Here is a 17,022-nt window from a genome sequence, read left to right as displayed (position 1 = left end):
TTGCCACGAATTTGAATCAAATCTTAGGAAAGGCGGATGAGATCGCAGCCACCAAGAGCAGATAGCGATCCTGTCGACATTCATGTTGGCACCGCGAGGTTGAAGATCGGGGTAAGACATGAGCGACATTACAAATTTCGACAACCTGCGCTCACCCGTCGGCTGCGAGCAGACCGCTCCACGGCGTATTGGCCTTTACGCCATCATCGGGAAACGCCTTCTAGATATCCTCTTGGCCCTGACACTGTTTCCAGTACTTTCGCCGGTGATTGCCCTTCTGTGGATGATCAGCCGACGTGACGGAGGACCAGGCTTCTTCGGTCACACGCGCATCGGAAAGGACGGTACCCCCTTCACCTGCTGGAAAATTCGCACCATGATTCACGGTGCCGAAGACGTATTGGCTGAGCATCTGAAAACTGACGCCGAGGCAGCCCAGGAATGGGCGCGCGACCGTAAGCTGAGCCGCGACCCGCGGATCACCAGCCTGGGCCTGTTTCTCCGCCGCAGCAGTCTGGACGAGCTGCCACAGATCTGGAACGTGCTGCGCGGCGACATGAGTTTCGTCGGGCCACGGCCAATCGTGCGCAGTGAGCTGAGTAAATACGGATCCGCTGCGCCGATCTACCTCAGCCAGAAGCCGGGAATCACCGGCCTGTGGCAGGTGTCCGGGCGCAATGATGTGAGCTATGAGGACCGCGTCTCTTTTGATATTGATTACCTCGAACGCCGGACATTCAGCTTTGATATCAAACTGATCCTGTTGACTGGCCTGTCGGTGATCGGACAGACCGGACGGTAAAGACGACATTAAGCCCTATGCGATACTGTCCGGACAAAGGCAAAAGGGATCACCGCGTATGCCCGCGGCGGACAGCCGCGCGGTATCAGGTTCCCTCACTGCAATAGCGGGACAACCAGAATGCACGACAGCAATACAGACGCATCAACACTGAGCCACGTATCAAGAGGCCGTGGCCGCCTCGCGTTGCTCGGGGTGTTCTGGTCTTTCGTGAATATCATGGTCAGCAATGGTCTCACTGTTGTTGTTTTCCTCGTGACCTCTCTGCTGTTGGAGCCTGCCGATTTTGGCGCGGTCGCCCTCGCAACATCGATTGTGATTTGGGTGATGACAGTGGTGCCCCTCCCCCTTGGCGACGCCATTATTCAACGCAGCGATCTGAGGCAGGCACATCTCGACAGTGCTTTCTGGCTGACTATGGCCATTGCCTTGGCCGCGATCGCGGTCTTGGTTTTCACAGCCCCGCTGATTGCCGCCTGGACCAAACTTGATGTGCTGACAGTCATTCTACCGGTCTTGTCCCTGCGCATTCTCTTCGTATCGCTTGGAAATATCCCTGCTGCTCTGGTGAACCGGCGGATGGAGTTTCGCCATATTGCCCTTCGCACAACGCTTGCCAACGGGCTTGGCGCTGCGGGTTGCCTGCTGCTCGTCCTCCAAGGCTATGCCATCTGGGCGCTGATCATGGCACAGGTCATCACCGCAGTGGTTGGCTGCATTGTGTCCTATTGGACTGCGGATTGGCGTCCGGGATTTCAGCTGTCGCGCGCGGCACTGACTGATTTGCGCGGTTTCACCCTGTTCACCATGGGTGGGCGGATGATCGAACCAACCAAGATCAACCAGATCCTAATCGGGGTGGTTGCGGGGCCCGCTGTGCTCGGTATTTTCTTCTTCGCACGTAGAATTTGCGAGATCCTGCAGGAGCTGACTATCGGGACATTGCTGCCAGTCACAAGGGTCCTGTTCGCCAGCCTACAGACGGAAAAGGATCAGCGCCGCGAAGCCTTTATCCTCAGCAGCTTTGCCGCAGCAACAGCTGCCTTTCCACTCTTCATCGGCTTTATCATCGTGGCACCAACCGCCATCCCCTTTGTCTTTGGCAGCAAATGGCTGGCAGCAATCTATCCGTTGCAGTGTTTTGCCATGCTAAGCCTCATGATGAGCATCGGCGTCATGCAGGCCTCTCTGGTTCGGTTCTCAGGTCATGCAAGGTGGTGGTTCGGCTTCGAATGTGTGGTCAGCCTGTCGGGATTTGCGGCAATTTTGCTGCTATCCCCTGAAGGGCTGAACCGGATCATGTCCGCACTCGTAGGCATTTCCTTCCTGCTGTGGCCAATCGCAACACGCAAAACCCTGAAGATACTCGATATGTCGGCAGCAACATATATATTCGAGGCCCTGCGACCTGCCCTGATATCCGTGTCCATGATGGCCATTGCCCTGTTTGCCCTGCGCGAACTGGGTCCACCCATGTATGGTACCCCGCAACTTTTGGCGCAGTTTGCCGTGGCCATCCCAACCTATAGTGTCATGATCTTCCTGGTTGGGCGGGACCGGCTGCAGCAGATATTGAACAAAATTCGCAGCAGCCGAAACATTCGCGCGCAGTGACTTGTTCCACCACCTCAAGGCAATCCGGGAAAGCCGTAGCTAGGCTGTACGAGCACGTTCCACAACAGTGCAGTAAAGGTATCGCAATGTGCCACAGAGCCAGCATCGCTTTCTTGCAGACCAACGAAAGCGGCTGGCGGCACTCAGCCCCTATCTCTCCATCGATTGAGTACCTTGAGATGCGCCTATCCCATTCCTGACAGAACCAGCAAACACTGCACTCCCAATCCCCCCGGTATAAAGCAGTGGCTTGGCCCGTATTCGCACTCTCTCCGCGAACATTCAGCCCCTCGGCCCAGCCTCTGCCACTGGCGTTTTGGCAGTAAGGCGACGCCGAAGCCCACCAAGAAATCGCTCGGCGCCGGGTGCCCTGCACCGAGGCTACGGGCCCGCATCAAAGACTAGCAGTCGATCCGTGTCAGACGCATGGAAATTTACGATCACAGCACAGTGCGCAGCCATTTCCGAGACATCAATCATCTAACGGCTTCACGGTGCGCGGAACCCATACACATCATCGATGACCGCACCGTAAAATGCCACCGCCCCTAGCAAGGAGCGGTGGCCTGTTGTCATTTCACCCTCAAGAGAGGTGAACCATCGACCGGTGTGCCGTTGAGGTGGGCCGGACGTATTTTACCAAACACAACAGCCCCGCCCCCCCTTACCATCAGATGTCACTCTGTGACTGATCCTGCGACGGCGTGGGCACGTGATGCTTCGGGACTAGGCGGCAGCAACGTAGCCATGCTGGGCCTGTGTTTGCTGGGGCTGTGCGCGGTCACCGGTTTGAAACGCCGTAACCAATCGAGACAGGTTCGTTGTCTCATGATCGAGAGAACTACAGGCTGCAGCGGTCTCTTCACACATCGCGGCATTCTGTTGTTGTGCGGATTCCAGCGTGCTCATGGCCCCATTCAACTCCGAGATGCCATTCGACTGCTCGTCCGCCTGCTTGGCAATATCGCCGACATGTTCGGAAATACTACCGATGGCATTCATGATCGTGGTCAGCGAGTCATTCGTCCGGCCGACCAGATCAACACCATGGGCCACCTGCGCCTCGGACGCGGTAATCAGCTTCTTGATTTCAAGAGCGGATTCAGAGGAACGCAGGGCAAGACTGCGGACTTCCGCCGCCACCACTGAGAACCCGCGCCCTGCTTCACCCGCCCGCGCGGCTTCGACGCCGGCATTCAATGCCAGGAGGTTGGTCTGGAACGCGATGTCATCAATCATACCGGTGATCCGCGTGATCTGCTCGGACGTCGCGGCAATGGAATCCATTGCATCCACCGTTTCGCGCGCGACGGCTGAACTGTTTGTTGCATTCTGGCTCACAGAGGTGACTAGGGCGTCGGTTTCTCGGGCGCCGCGGGCGACATGTTGCACATTCTGCGTGAGCTCGCTCAGCGAAGCCGCCGTCTCCTCCAACTGCAGCGCTGATTGCTCAGTCCGCTGAGAGAGATCATTGGTCGCAGACGCAATTTCTGTCAGTCCGGTATCGATGGAATCAGCGGAGTCATTGACTGAGGTGATCAACTTGCTCAGTTGCTCTACCGTGTTGTTGAAATCCTGACGCAGCCCCTCGTACTGGCGCGGCATCTCTTCGTGAATTTCGACATCCAGCCGTCCACCGGCCAATTGCTGGAGCTGCTGTGCAAGTGTTGTGACGACCTCTTCCTGCTGCTGTTTCTCGCGCAGCTGAGTTGCTTCCAGCTCTTCCTTGGAGGCAAGGCCCTGACGCAGAGTCTCGATGGAAGCCGCCATCGCTCCAATCTCGTCTTTTCGCTTTGGAATATCGACAGGCTCGTGAACTTTCCCTTCGGTCAGGTCCTTCATGACGCCAAGCATCTTTCCCAAGGGGCGTCGGACCAGCGAACGAACCGAAAAAAATATGGTCGCCAGAGTCAGACCCAGCAGAAGCACATTCGTCGTCAGCTGTTCATAAATGCTCGCCTTTACGGGATTGACGAAGACGTGTCGGGGCACATCCAGAACCACCACCCAGGTCTTGTTCATGCCATAGGCGGTAAACGGGTAGAACAGGCGTGTAGATCCATCCGCACGATCCGAAACGATCTGCACCTCACCCGTATCAACAGCCGCCTGAAACTCAGCCACTTCTTCTCCCTCAAACGACTGGGTCAGCAGTTCTGGGTCGGGATGGGACAGCCATTTACCGCCCTGCCCCAGCAGCATTACACTTCCGCCTTCGTAGACAGACAGCCCACGAACGAATTCGCCCAGATTGTCGAGCACAATGTCGACACCGGCGACGCCAACGATTTGTCCCTGCGCATTCACCGGGACCGAGACTGATGTCAGCAGTCGATTTTCATTGGTGAGATACGGCTCCGTGATGACGCTCTCGCCGCTATCAATAGGCAAACGGTACCATTCAGACGTATCGTTTGGATCAACTTCGAACGTCTCGAAGTTCAACCCTCCCGTATCTGATTTGGTCCAATACGCGGCAAAGATCCCATCCGCATTGCGCCCTTCGGGTCCTGTGATGAAATCCTCAGTGGCGCCGTCGGGGATTGCGGACATCCAGGAGGAAAACACCAGATCGTAACGGCCTGGTACACCTTCCATGATTTTGATCAGATCGGCGGTGGTCGCTTCGCCATCTTCGATGTAGCCGGACAAGGCTCCACCGAGAGCAGATGCGGCCGAGGTTGCCTCAACCAGTTGCGAAGACAGGCTCTGGGAAATATCCGAGGCGCGTTGGGACGCGCCTTCCAGCACACGCTCTCGAACCTGCTGCGACTCATTGAGAGCCGTGAAGATGCTGAAGCACAGCATCAACCCGGTGATAGCAACTGTTGTCGCAGCAAGAAGCTTACCTGAAATTGTATTAAACAGAGCTGGCATTAAAATCTCCACTTGGAAAGCTCGTCTTTAACGATCTCTCCCACATCGGCCTGAACAAAGTGTTGACCCATGCTTTCAAAGCGTATGTCCAAACAGGTTTACCCAGCAGATTTCAATCAGATTTGATATAATTTTAACGCCACTGTGTTCACCGCTCCGACGGGAGTGCGGCCTATCAGATCTCCGCAGTCACCACAGACAGCCACGCCTGTGCAGCCTCACTTAGCAACGGCGCCAGCCGTTGTGATACCTGTTGATGATAGCTGTTCAGCCACAGTCGTTCAGCCGCAGTCAATGCATCAGGGATCAGCATATCGGTCTGTATCGGTGCCCACGTCATATTCCGAAACGCTAAGAAACCATTCGGTTCTTCAATGATTTCAAAGATATTCTCGATGCGGATGCCAAACCGATCAGCCTCATAATAGCCCGGCTCAATCGACACCACCATGCCTGCGGTCAGATCCACCGGATTAAAGGGCTTGCCGATGCGTTGGGGATGCTCATGAACAGACAGTCGGTGCCCGATCCCGTGACCGGTGCCATGATCGTAATCAAGACCCAGGTCCCAGAGCGGGCGTCGGCAGATCGCATCAATGTGATGCCCTTGGGTACCGCGCGGAAACCGCAGCGTGGCAAGCGCATGGAAGGCTTTGAAAACGGCCGTATAGGCCCGGTCGTATCCTTCGGGGCGCAGATCAAACGCAAAGCTGCGCGTGGCATCGGTGGTCCCTGTCTCATACTGGCCGCCGCTGTCCAACAGATAGGGGTGTTCTGGCAGTATCGGCGCATTCCGACCATTGGTGGCCGCGTAATGGCACATGGCAGCATTCCCCCCAGCGGCGGAGATGGTCTGAAAACTCTCGGTCAGGAAACCCGGGCGGTCTTGTCGAAAGGACAGGATTTTCGCTTCGGCTTCGCGCTCGGTCACCGGATGACCAAGAGCGGCACGGGCCGGGACTGCTTCAGCGAGCCAGCATGAAAACTCCGCCCAGGCGACACCATCCTGAACATGACAGTTGTGCAGCCCCGCCAGTTCCACCGGATTTTTGATCGCTTTCGCCCGGGTCAACGCGCTGGCCATCGGAACCGGCGTGGCCCCTGCTTCTGCAATCGTCTCGCGGACAGCCACGGGTGAGAAATCAGGGTCGAACAGCACCCCCGCGCCCGCAACGCATAAACGGCGCAAAGTGCTGAGAAACTCTGAGATCGGATAAGCGGTCACGGCGGCGGGAAGGTGATCCTGCACCGCCTCATTCAGTTTGGCAGGATTGACAAACCAGGAAACTTCACCGGTCCGGTCCGCAATGAGAAACGATTGCGGCATCGGATTAAATGCCACATCGTCTCCGCGCAGATTGAGCAGCCAGGCGATATTGTCCGGCTGGGTCTCCACCAGACATTCGGCGCCTTGCTCGTTCAGATGCGCAACCATATCGCTACATTTTTCAGCACAGCTGCGCCCCGACAATTGCACAGGGAACACCGTCACCTTCCCCGACGGTGGGGGCGGCTGATCCTGCCAAACGGCATCCACCGGATTGTCTTGCTGCGGTTGCATTGCAGCCCCTGCCTGCGCGCAGGCCACAGCAAACCGGTCATACCAACCGGGCGGCAGGTGCATTGGATCATATCCCACCTGCCAGCCGTCCCGCGCAACCGAGGAAAGCCAGTGCTCCGGCGGTTGCTCAAAGATGTGCAACCGCGAAAACAATGGGCCTGCACATTCATTCGCAACCTGCACACTGTAGCGGCCATCGACGAACACCGCGACGGTCTCTGCCGTCACGATCGCCATTCCGGCGGAGCCGGTAAAACCGGTGACATAGGCCAAACGTTCGTCATGCGGCGCGACATACTCCCCCTGATGGGCATCAAACCGGGGCAAAATGAAAGCATCAAGATTGCGGGCGGTCAGCTCCAAACGCAGATCGGCGATACGGGCGGCCGCAGGCGGCGTGCTCAAAGTGTCAGGCATTTTGGGGGATCTCTTCAGCAAGATGGCAGGCGACTTCACCACGGTCGCCAAGGGGGCGCAGGCGCGGAACATCCCGCCTGCAGACATCGGCGGCATGAGCACAGCGCACATGAAACGGGCAGCCCGGCGGTACATTCAACGGCGAGGGCAGCTCTCCCTCCAGCCGGATCGCATCGCCCGTATCATCCGGGTCAAGCGAGGGCGCCGCACTCAACAAAGCCTGCGAATAGGGATGTGCAGGGTTTGCAAACAGGGTCTCGCTGTCGCCGATTTCCACGATACGACCCAGATAGATCACCGCTACGCGGTGAGAGACATGACGCACCAATCGCAGATCATGGGCCACAAATAGGATGGTCAGATCCAGTTGCTCCTGCAATTCCAGGAGCAGGTTCACCACCTGCGCCTGAACTGAGACATCCAGCGCAGACACCAGCTCATCGGCAATCAGCACCTCCGGCTCCACCGCCAGCGCGCGGGCAATCGCAATCCTCTGGCGTTGCCCACCGGAAAACTCATGCGGCAGTTTCTGAGCCGCATCAGCAGGTAGCCGGACCAGCTCCAACAGCTCCTCCACCCGCGCCGGGATTTCATCCGTCGGGCGCATTTTATGCACATGTAGGGCTTCGCTCAGGATTTGGCCGCAGGTCATACGCGGATTGAGCGAGGAATAGGGATCCTGAAACATCATCTGCACGCGCCGGTTATAACTGCGATCGCTGCGTGTCCCTTCAGCAAAAATATCCTGCCCATGGTGGCGAATACTGCCGTGCTGCGGCTGATAAAGCCGGACGATGCAGCGCGCCAACGTGGATTTGCCACATCCCGATTCACCAACAACGCCAAGGGTTTCCCCCTTTTGCAGCGCCAGGCTGACACCATTCAGCGCCCGCACAGCGCGCCCAGGTCTCTTTCGTATCACATCGACCAAGCTGCGCGGCAGTTGAAAGGTCAGGCTGAGATCGTCAATCTCCATCACCGGATGCGTCATGCAACCTCTCCCTGAATGGCAGGCACCGGATTAAAACAGGCCGCGCGCCGTCCGGCACTGATGGTTTCCAGCGGAGGCCGCTTGCTCAGGCAGGCTTCCGTCCGTACCTCACAACGCGGCCCATATGCGCAGCCCGGCGGCAACATCTCAAGGCTCGGCGGTGTCCCCGGCACGGAATAGAGCGGCGTGCGTGGCGCGATATCCTGCGGCACCGACCGCATCAGCCCGGCGGTGTAAGGATGCCTTGGCGCGCGCAGCACCTGCCGCACCGCACCCTGTTCCACAACGCGACCGGCATACATAACCGCAACATTTTCACAGGTTTGCGCCACCACTCCCAGATCATGGGTGACCAGAATAACCCCCATGTTCATCTCATCGGACAGACGCAGGATCAGATCGAGGATCTGGGCCTGAATGGTGACATCCAGTGCGGTGGTTGGCTCATCCGCCAGCAACAGCTTTGGTTCCGCCGCCAGCGCAATGGCAATCATCACCCGCTGGCGCATGCCGCCGGAAAACTGATGCGGATAGTCCTGCAACCGGGAGGCAGCGGCGGGGATCCCCACATGATCCAGCATTTCAATCGCCCGGTCGCGACGTGCCGCGCGGGACAGATCAGTATGCGCCTTCAGCGTTTCGGTCAGTTGCAGACCCACCGTCAGCAAAGGGTTGAGCGAGGTCATCGGCTCCTGAAAGATCATCGCCACCTCGCCGCCGCGCACCCCACGCAGCTGCCTATCCGTCAGTCGCGAGATATCACGTCCCTGCCAGCGCACCTCGCCCGTAACCTCCCCGTGGCGGCGGGTCAGCCCCAGGATCGACCTCAGGGTCACGCTCTTGCCAGAGCCGCTCTCCCCGACGAGCCCCAGGACCTCCCCTTGCCGCAGATCAAAGCTGACATCGCGAACCGCAGGCAACATCACGCCACCGCGCTTGAACGTCGTGCAGAGGTTGCGAACCTCCAGAACCGGTTGTGTCTCTTGCATGGTCATAGTCCCTTCCCCCGATCAACCACGGGGCCGCAACAGGTCGGCCAACCCATCACCAATCAGCGAAAATCCAATCCCGGTCAGTACGATGGCGATGCCCGGCATCAGGCTGAGCCACCAGGCGGTGGTGATGAAATTGCGCCCTTCGGCAATCAAAACACCCCATTCAGCCTGCGGTGGCTGCGCGCCCAGACCGAGGTATCCCAGCGAGGACCCCAACAGGATTGCCAGCGACATATCCGTCATCCAGTAGACAATCACCGGGGTGATCGCATTGGGTAACAGGTGGCGAAAAATAACCCGCCGGTCGGAATACCCCATGACCACCCCTGCCGAGGCATAGTCGTTGCCCATCTGGGTGATCACCTCCGCGCGCATCAGGCGCGCGTAATACACCCAGCCAACCACTGTAATGGCGATATACATATTGACCAGTCCCGGCCCCAGCACGGCAACAACCGCAATCACCAGAACCAGAAAGGGAAAGGTGATGACCGCATCCACCACCCGGCCAAAGATCATATCGGCGACCCCGCGATAATATCCGACCAATGCGCCGATGATGACGCCAATCAGCATCGCAAAGACCGTGGCCAGAACCGCCATCTGCATATTCACCGAGTAGGCTGAGATAACCCGGCTCAAACTGTCCCGACCCAGCATGTCGGTGCCAAAGGGATGCGCCCAGCTCGGCGGCTGACGCACCGCGTTATAGTCAATGAAGTTGGGGTCATATGGGGCGAACAGCCCCGGCGCGATGGCCAGCAGCGTCGAGACGGCAATAATGGCGACACCAATCATGAAGCCGGGTTTGCGCAGGGCTATCTGCCACCGGCTCTGCTGCGGGCGCGTCGCCTCAGGCGACTGGAGTGTGGCATCAGTCATGTCAGTCGCATCCTCGGGTCTAGGGCGCTCTGGATCAGATCGGTCAGCAGGAATACGATCGACACCAGCACGGCAAACGTCAGGGTCAGCCCCTGAATCAGCGGATAATCACGGGCAAAAATCGCCTCCAGCATCAACCGGCCCACCCCCGGAACGGCAAAGACCGTCTCGGTAACCAAAGTCCCGCTCATCAGGTTGCCAATAGACAGACCCAGCAGCGTGACTGTGGAGATCAGCGCATTTCGCAGCACATGCCGCCCAAGTATCTGCCAGGCCGACAGCCCTTTGGCTCGGGCAAATTCGACATATTCCGCATCCACCACCTCAACGATGGCCGACCGCAGGTTCCGCATGATGATCGCAGATGTATAAAGTGCGACCGCCACCGACGGCAGGAACAGATGATAAAGCCTTGCCCCAAAGCTATCGCCATATCCGCCCACCGGGAACCAGCGCAGCTGTGCCGCCAGAAAGGTGAGCAATATCAGACCAATATAAAACACCGGCATCGACAGGCCGACCTGAAAAACAGTGCGGATCACCGCATCCGGCCAGCGCCCCCGGTTGAGTGCCGCAACAAAAGCCAGCGGCCCCGCAATCAGCACGGACAAGGCCACCGCATAGGTGGTCAGAAACAGCGTCGTTGGCAGGCGGCTGGCAATCACATCCATCACCGGGGCGCGCATCAGGATCGAACGTCCCAGATCCCCCTGGACGGTGTTGGACAGGAATTGCCAGAACTGGATCACAAGGGGTTGGTTCAGCCCCAGTCGTTCTCGAATGGCAGCTAGGTCAGCGTCAGACGCGCGATCCCCTGCAATGGCGATAGCCGGATCCCCCGGCAACAGGCGCACCAGCAAAAAGATGATGATCATGACCAGAAAGAAGGTCACCGCCATCAGTGCCAGGCGCTTGAGAATATATTGAATAGTGGCCATTTCGGCATCCGTTCATCGGCGCCGTCAACCAGCTGGGCTGACGGCGTTTGGTTGTCCAAACCGGTCGATCAGCGGTTGATCGACGCCTCCTCGAACAGGTTGTTACCCAACGGTGTCTGCACATATCCGCTGACACTCTTGGCCACGGCCACGGCAAACGGCGTCTCATACATGAACAGAAGCGGTGCGGCTTCGGCATAGATCGACTGCATCTCGGCGTATTGGCCAGCACGAGAGTCCGCATCCATTTCCGTCGCCGAGGCTTCGAACAGGCTGTTGAACTTCTCGTTCTCCCAACCTGTGCCAACCGCCTTCGCCGTCGGGAAATAGCCCAGCCAACCGGTGACCTGACTTGGATCATTCACGTCATTGACCCAGCCATAGGTATGGATGTCGAACTCACCAGACCGATTTTTTGCACCACGGGTGGCATTATCCACCTGCTCCACCTTCAGCTGGATACCCAAAGGCGCCCACATCTGCTGCAGCGCTGCGAAGATGGTGCTGTCATCAGCGGAACCGGCCAGAGTGGTAAAGGTGATCTCCGTGCCCGGCGCCAGACCGGCCTCGGCAATCAGCGCCTTTGCCTTGTCGATATCATAGCCGTAGAGCGGATCGGTTTCAGTGGCCAGCTGCGTCGCCGCCGCCATCAGCGGCGAGGTCATCGGCTTGCCAGCCCCCTGCAGCACCAGGCCAATCAGCGCCTGCTTGTTGGTGGCATAGTTCAACGCCTGGCGCACACGCGCATCGGCCAGCGGGTTGGGCGACCCATCCGCCCGCGTCGGGCGCGTGTTGATCGGCGAATAGATAATCCTGGTTGACGGGAACAGGTTCATATCAATCTTCGGATCCGCTTCCAGCTCAGCCACGCGCGAGAAAGGGATGAACTCTGCCGCATCCATCTCGCCCGCCTGCAGCTTCAGAATGCGGGTGGCGTCATCCGGAATGATTTCAAAATGAACGCCCTCCAGGTAAGGCAGCGGTTTGCCGTCAGCCCCAGCGCGCCAGTAGTGCTCATTGGCACAGAAATCCATCGAGGTCCCCTGTTCGAACCCACAGAGGTAAAAGGGCCCGGTGCCAACGCCAGCACTTTTCGCGGCAAATATAGCAGCGGATTTTTCCTGATCGGTCGCACCATCGGCAGCCTCGAACGTCGCCTTGGAAACGATGCCGGTCGTGAAGGTGGCGAGCATCGACAGGATCGTGGGATCAGGCGCCGAAAGCGTCAGCTTGATCTCACTGCCATTATTGGCAACTGTATCCAATGTTCCGAGAAGACCCGCCCAAGGGCTTAGATCAGCATCACGCGCACGATTCAGCGAAAACACCACATCTTCACCGGTGAGCGGTGTTCCGTCGGAAAACTTGATGCCCTCACGCAGGGTCAACGACACGGTGGTACCATCTTCTGACACAGTATAGCTCTCGGCGAGGCCAGGTACGACGGAGTTCCCATCCTGACTGGGGCGCAGCAATGTATCAAACAGACTGCCAACCATCCAGATGTCTGGGTTCCGATCAGCATAGATCGGGTCAATCAGCGTAGAGCCATCATAGCGGGCGAAATTCAGCACGCCGCCGCGGTCCTGCGCCAGGGCTGGCGCGGTCAATGCTGTGGTCAGGACGGCTGCAGCCGCCACCAGTTTTTTTGTCATTTGTGAGATCCTCCCAGATCGATTCTCCGTCTCATAGGAGGAAGCATAGCGTGAGTTTTAAAATTACTAAAATTATTTTTAGCAAAATATGTTGCGAGGTGAGCAGAACCCTTATTCCGCTGATGAAAGTCCGATCCGGACAACCAGTTCAGCGCGACGCGCTTTTCATCGGCATGGTGCTGACCCAGAGTTCGACAGCCTCTTCCTCACTCAACACAATCGAATAATGTGGTTTTGAGCAGTCATGATGGACGGTGTCCCCCGGTGACATGATATGCACGGCATCGCCCAGATGATATTCGAGCTGTCCTGAAATCAGATAGCAAAACACCTCTCCTTCATGGCACATTTTTTCTGACACATGGCCGGGAGGTCGGTGAATGATGGAAGGATAGCACAGCGCGCCAGAGAACCCCGGCCCCAGTTTCTCGTAGAGCCTGCCGTTTACGCCCAACGCATAGGTTTGCCGATTATCCTTATGAATATATTCGCGAAATTCTTCCTCAACACTCAACAGTTGCTCCACAGTGGTCTGCAAAGAGGCAGCAATCGACAACAGAGACGACAGCGACGGCGTGCTGATGCCGCGTTCCACCTGTGAGATGAATCCGGGCGTCAGCTCGGTTTCCTCGGCAACTTGCACCATTGTCATTCCCATCGCCTTGCGACGACGGCGGATCGCATTGCCCAATTGCTCAGGGTTGTCTTTTTTCCGATTTCTTTTGTTGGTGCCTGATTTGCGCGTGCCTGAGACGTCCATGTCGATATCCTGAAAATTTCGGCGAGCCTCGCGCCCTACCATCCAAAGACATCAAACCGATCATCCGGGGTGGCTTAGGGATAGTGGAGCCGCCAGTGCCAGGAAAACGTATACTAAAATTTATTGAAGTGCTACATCAGAAATAGCCTGCGATTGACCTCGCGAGGCGTTTCGCTTGTTTCCAACCTCAGAGAGGTCCGATGCGCAGCACCAAGACCGTACATGTAATTTCCGCTCATGCCGAGGGGGAAGTGGGCGATGTCATCGTTGGCGGTGTCGCCCCGCCGCCCGGCGCCACCCTCTGGGAGCAGCGCTCTTTCATCGCAGAGGACCAGACCCTACGGAATTTTATGCTCAATGAACCGCGCGGTGGCGTGTTTCGGCATGTGAACCTTCTCGTGCCACCGAAACATCCGGATGCCGATATAGGTTTCATCATCATGGAACCCGAGTTCACGCCGCCGATGTCGGGGTCAAATTCGATCTGCGTTGCCACCGTCCTGCTGGACAGTGGCATCCTGCCAATGCAGGAACCCGAGACCCACCTGACGCTGGAGGCGCCCGGTGGTTTGGTGCGCGTCCGCGCCGAATGCAGGGACGGCAAGGCGCAGCGCATTTATGTTCGAAATGTCCCCAGCTTTGCTGGCGAAATCAGCGTTCCGTTGAACGTGCCGGGAATCGGAACCCTGCATGTAGATACCGCCTATGGCGGCGACAGTTTTGTGGTGGTTCAGGCTGCGGATCTGGAGCTTGAGATCTGCGAGCCAGAAGCCAAAACACTGGCCCAGATCGGCAGCCGCATCCTTGGGGCAGCCAATCAGCAGCTGGGGTTTACCCATCCCACCAACCCGGACTGGGCGCATATTTCTTTCTGCGCGTTCTGCGGACCGCTCACGCCGACAGCAACCGGTCTGCGCAGTCGCTCGGCCGTGACGATCCAACCTGGCAAGGTTGATCGCTCTCCAACCGGCACTGCTGTTTCAGCGCGGATGGCTCTCATGCTCGCCAAGGGGCAGATAACCGCAGAACAGGACTTCGAGGCAATTTCAATCATCGGCTCAAGCTTTAAGGGCCGCATCGCGGCGCAAACAACCGTGGGTGACCTCGCCGCAATCATACCTGAAATCAGCGGGAGGGGGTGGATCACCGGCACACACCAACACATGCTGGATCCCGACGATCCTTGGCCAACAGGCTATCGCCTCAGTGACACCTGGGGGGCGTGATGCAGATCCTCTTGATCGGCCGACCACAACAGGGCACACCCAATCAACCCTCGCCAAACGGCACCAAACGCAACCACCACTGATGAGGTCCCAATGGCAGCAAGGCGTGCCATCTCCCGCAACACCCTCCCCGACGTTATCGCCGCCGATCTGCGTGAACGCATTTTGAGCGGCGAACTGGCGGAGGGTGAACCGATCCGTCAGGAGGCTTTGGCCGAAGAATATGACGTGTCACGCATGCCCGTGCGCGAGGCACTGAAGCGCTTGGACGCCGAAGGTTTGGTGCTGTTCACAAACAATCGTGGAGCCACGGTGACCAAACACTCGCTGCGGGAAATCGCTGAAATCTTTGATCTACGTATTCTGGTCGAGGTGGATCTGTTTCGCCGTTCGATCCCCGCGATGACCACTACGGATTTCGCCCGATGCGACCAGATCCTGGATGAGATGGACGCCTCCTATGACGCAGATGATGTCGCGACATGGGGCGCACTGAACCATCGTTATCATTCCGCGCTTTATGCTGCGGCTGAGCGCAAACTGACCAATGAGATGCTGCAGGGGCTCAGCCTCCACTCCGACCGGTTCATCCGCATGCATCTAAGTGTGATGAAACAGCGCGAACCCGCCAAGGCAGAGCATCGCGATCTCTTGGCCTTGGCCGAAGCGCGCGATATCGACGCCGCATGTACCGCCCTGACCCGGCATATCTCACGCACCAAGGAAGAGCTGCTCACATTGGTCGCCGAGAACCGCGCCTAGCCCCAGCTCGGCCATCGACGCGAACAGTGGGTACTGCGTGAATTCCGCAGGAGGCCGATCTTCCCCTCTTGTGAATAAACCTAAAACCAATATATTTAGTCAGGAATTATTCAGAACGCCCGAACGCGGGTTACAGCAGACGGATCCATCACCGATGATGCCAGTGCAGACATTGCCCCTGCCACAATCGCAGGCCCCTGATGACTTGCGCCACGCGCCCGTGTTCAACGAACAAGAATATAGCATTCTCAATACCTTGCGTCTTGCTGCAATGGGGTGCCGAGCTGCCGCGCGCACTGACCTCTTTGAGGCCTGCGCCCTGCTCTGCGTCGATGGGGAAGATGCCAGACGCACCTATATCGACACATTTGTGAAATGCCTGCCAGAGGCGATGCCCCGCCGAATCAAATGGTTCCGCCCTGGCACCACGGAGATCTCATTCGACGAAGCTTGGGTTTTGCGCTGCCTGTCACGGGTCTCCGAGCAGGATTACGACAGCCTCGGCTTTCTGCTGAGGTCACAAATTGATCCCGCCCGCCGCCGTTACATCGGGTTTTTACTAGGGCGTATTTCCGAGCAATTCCCTAAAATTTAGAATCGTTCTAAAAACTCTTGATCTATGCGTCGTGTCAGGTATTGTATGGCTTACAGCAAGCCAGCTTCCTGCCAGCCAGCTATTTTATTACGGAATAATGGGGAACACGATGACACAGACCGCTGCCGCACTTTCGACCGATTCGAAAACCGCGATCGCCGATGCGCTGAACCAGTCCGTGGCAGAAACCGCTGTCACCACGATGCTGGCCCAGAACTTTCACTGGAACGTCAAAGGTATGGCATTTGGCCCTCTGCATGATCTGTTCCAAAAGATCTACGAAGATCACTTCCTCGGGCAAGATGATCTGGCGGAACGTGTACGCGCATTGGACGTTCACGCCGAAGGGACATTGGCCGGGATGCTGAAACGCTCCAAAGTGGCCGAGCATGACGGTCATGCCACTGATAAGGAAATGATCCGCATCATGATGGAAGCACAGGAGACGTTGGCCTCAACTCTCGCTGGCTGTGGTGCACTGGCCGCCGATCACGGCGACACACTGACCGAGGATCTCTGCATCGCGCGCGGTCAGACACATGAAAAATTCGCCTGGTTCCTGCGCTCGCATCTTGCAGGCTAAGCCTCAGAAAATCAGGTTTGGCAACACTAGATTGGTCGCGGTCAGAGGATATCCTCGGCCGCGATTTTTCGTTTCTCCAACTTTTTGCGGTAGGCGATATCCCAATGGGTGTATTTGCCCAACTGTCCCTGCTGCGAAGTCAGCATGGTGACAAAGGCCCGCCGATGGCTGTCCTTCTTCAACCCCTTGAAGAGTGATTTTTGCGCTTTGGTCATCGAACAGCCGATGCAATGACCCTCACGTTTGAATTTACAAACATCAATACAGGGGCTGGGCGTCTTGGGCATATCTGACCTTATGCGTTACCGGGCAACTTGGCACACACATGGTATGACTCCGACGCCACTGCAACCATAAAGACGAG

15 protein-coding genes are annotated in these 17,022 nt (G+C 57.5%); 6 read left to right on the top strand and 9 right to left on the bottom strand.

Going from position 1 to position 17,022, the window contains the following annotated elements:
• Positions 1–118 precede the first annotated feature (118 nt).
• The gene (locus GAL_RS18410) at positions 119–802 is read left to right on the top strand and encodes a sugar transferase (protein ID WP_024099053.1); all 684 of its coding nucleotides are present in this window, start codon (positions 119–121) and stop codon (positions 800–802) included.
• A gap of 120 nt (positions 803–922) precedes the next feature.
• Positions 923–2,416 (top strand): oligosaccharide flippase family protein, encoded by a 1,494-nt coding sequence (locus GAL_RS18405; protein ID WP_024099052.1) that lies wholly within the window; start codon positions 923–925, stop codon positions 2,414–2,416.
• A gap of 726 nt (positions 2,417–3,142) precedes the next feature.
• Here GAL_RS18405 and GAL_RS18400 read toward each other — a convergent pair.
• From GAL_RS18400 to GAL_RS18365, 8 genes are all read right to left on the bottom strand, one after another.
• A complete protein-coding gene (locus GAL_RS18400; RefSeq protein WP_024099051.1) occupies positions 3,143–5,293 on the bottom strand; it encodes a methyl-accepting chemotaxis protein in 2,151 nt (716 codons plus the stop codon).
• Positions 5,294–5,468: 175 nt separating this feature from the next.
• On the bottom strand, positions 5,469–7,271 hold the full coding sequence (locus tag GAL_RS18395; RefSeq protein ID WP_024099050.1) for a M24 family metallopeptidase: 1,803 nt from the start codon (positions 7,269–7,271) through the stop codon (positions 5,469–5,471).
• Positions 7,264–8,262: an ABC transporter ATP-binding protein gene (locus tag GAL_RS18390; protein WP_024099049.1), complete on the bottom strand. Its 999-nt coding sequence runs from the start codon at positions 8,260–8,262 to the stop codon at positions 7,264–7,266. The genes GAL_RS18395 and GAL_RS18390 overlap by 8 nt, the downstream gene beginning before the upstream one ends.
• A complete protein-coding gene (locus GAL_RS18385; RefSeq protein WP_024099048.1) occupies positions 8,259–9,257 on the bottom strand; it encodes an ABC transporter ATP-binding protein in 999 nt (332 codons plus the stop codon). Before GAL_RS18385 ends, GAL_RS18390 begins: the two co-directional genes overlap by 4 nt.
• 15 nt (positions 9,258–9,272) lie before the next feature.
• Complete coding sequence (locus GAL_RS18380) at positions 9,273–10,139, bottom strand: ABC transporter permease (RefSeq protein WP_024099047.1); 867 nt, start codon at positions 10,137–10,139, stop codon at positions 9,273–9,275.
• Positions 10,136–11,077 (bottom strand): ABC transporter permease, encoded by a 942-nt coding sequence (locus tag GAL_RS18375; RefSeq protein ID WP_024099046.1) that lies wholly within the window; start codon positions 11,075–11,077, stop codon positions 10,136–10,138. Before GAL_RS18375 ends, GAL_RS18380 begins: the two co-directional genes overlap by 4 nt.
• Positions 11,078–11,145: 68 nt before the next feature.
• Entirely contained in the window at positions 11,146–12,732 is a 1,587-nt protein-coding gene (locus GAL_RS18370; protein ID WP_024099045.1) for an ABC transporter substrate-binding protein, read from the bottom strand.
• A gap of 148 nt (positions 12,733–12,880) precedes the next feature.
• Entirely contained in the window at positions 12,881–13,492 is a 612-nt protein-coding gene (locus GAL_RS18365) for a helix-turn-helix domain-containing protein (protein WP_024099044.1), read from the bottom strand.
• Between the two features lie 200 nt (positions 13,493–13,692).
• Here GAL_RS18365 and GAL_RS18360 point away from each other — a divergent pair, with 200 nt between their 5' ends.
• The 4 genes from GAL_RS18360 (at position 13,693) to GAL_RS18345 (ending at position 16,658) form a co-directional block, all read left to right on the top strand.
• Complete coding sequence (locus GAL_RS18360; protein ID WP_024099043.1) at positions 13,693–14,718, top strand: trans-3-hydroxy-L-proline dehydratase; 1,026 nt, start codon at positions 13,693–13,695, stop codon at positions 14,716–14,718.
• Between the two features lie 93 nt (positions 14,719–14,811).
• On the top strand, positions 14,812–15,480 hold the full coding sequence (locus GAL_RS18355; RefSeq protein ID WP_024099042.1) for a GntR family transcriptional regulator: 669 nt from the start codon (positions 14,812–14,814) through the stop codon (positions 15,478–15,480).
• 154 nt (positions 15,481–15,634) lie between these two features.
• Entirely contained in the window at positions 15,635–16,075 is a 441-nt protein-coding gene (locus GAL_RS18350) for a hypothetical protein (protein WP_024099041.1), read from the top strand.
• Between the two features lie 109 nt (positions 16,076–16,184).
• Positions 16,185–16,658, top strand: a complete 474-nt coding sequence (locus tag GAL_RS18345) for a Dps family protein (protein WP_024099040.1) — start codon at positions 16,185–16,187, stop codon at positions 16,656–16,658.
• 41 nt (positions 16,659–16,699) lie between these two features.
• Here GAL_RS18345 and GAL_RS18340 read toward each other — a convergent pair whose 3' ends face one another.
• Positions 16,700–16,945, bottom strand: a complete 246-nt coding sequence (locus GAL_RS18340; RefSeq protein WP_024099039.1) for a DUF1289 domain-containing protein — start codon at positions 16,943–16,945, stop codon at positions 16,700–16,702.
• Positions 16,946–17,022: the final 77 nt, after the last annotated feature.

The sequence above is a fragment of the Phaeobacter gallaeciensis DSM 26640 genome, assembly GCF_000511385.1.
Lineage (GTDB): Bacteria > Pseudomonadota > Alphaproteobacteria > Rhodobacterales > Rhodobacteraceae > Phaeobacter > Phaeobacter gallaeciensis.
The sequence above is the reverse complement of the archived record's forward strand: the minus strand, read 5'-3'. Positions and strand labels throughout refer to the sequence as shown.

Bases quoted from the DNA above. Each gene is read 5' to 3' on its own strand.
- GAL_RS18340 (WP_024099039.1), bottom strand. From the start codon at position 16,945: ATGCCCAAGACGCCCAGCCCCTGTATTGATGTTTGTAAATTCAAACGT.
- GAL_RS18390 (WP_024099049.1), bottom strand. From the start codon at position 8,262: ATGACGCATCCGGTGATGGAGATTGACGATCTCAGCCTGACCTTTCAA.
- GAL_RS18355 (WP_024099042.1), top strand. From the start codon at position 14,812: ATGGCAGCAAGGCGTGCCATCTCCCGCAACACCCTCCCCGACGTTATC.
- GAL_RS18380 (WP_024099047.1), bottom strand. From the start codon at position 10,139: ATGACTGATGCCACACTCCAGTCGCCTGAGGCGACGCGCCCGCAGCAG.
- GAL_RS18395 (WP_024099050.1), bottom strand. From the start codon at position 7,271: ATGCCTGACACTTTGAGCACGCCGCCTGCGGCCGCCCGTATCGCCGAT.
- GAL_RS18345 (WP_024099040.1), top strand. From the start codon at position 16,185: ATGACACAGACCGCTGCCGCACTTTCGACCGATTCGAAAACCGCGATC.
- GAL_RS18365 (WP_024099044.1), bottom strand. From the start codon at position 13,492: ATGGACGTCTCAGGCACGCGCAAATCAGGCACCAACAAAAGAAATCGG.
- GAL_RS18350 (WP_024099041.1), top strand. From the start codon at position 15,635: ATGATGCCAGTGCAGACATTGCCCCTGCCACAATCGCAGGCCCCTGAT.
- GAL_RS18410 (WP_024099053.1), top strand. From the start codon at position 119: ATGAGCGACATTACAAATTTCGACAACCTGCGCTCACCCGTCGGCTGC.
- GAL_RS18370 (WP_024099045.1), bottom strand. From the start codon at position 12,732: ATGACAAAAAAACTGGTGGCGGCTGCAGCCGTCCTGACCACAGCATTG.
- GAL_RS18400 (WP_024099051.1), bottom strand. From the start codon at position 5,293: ATGCCAGCTCTGTTTAATACAATTTCAGGTAAGCTTCTTGCTGCGACA.
- GAL_RS18360 (WP_024099043.1), top strand. From the start codon at position 13,693: ATGCGCAGCACCAAGACCGTACATGTAATTTCCGCTCATGCCGAGGGG.
- GAL_RS18375 (WP_024099046.1), bottom strand. From the start codon at position 11,077: ATGGCCACTATTCAATATATTCTCAAGCGCCTGGCACTGATGGCGGTG.
- GAL_RS18405 (WP_024099052.1), top strand. From the start codon at position 923: ATGCACGACAGCAATACAGACGCATCAACACTGAGCCACGTATCAAGA.
- GAL_RS18385 (WP_024099048.1), bottom strand. From the start codon at position 9,257: ATGACCATGCAAGAGACACAACCGGTTCTGGAGGTTCGCAACCTCTGC.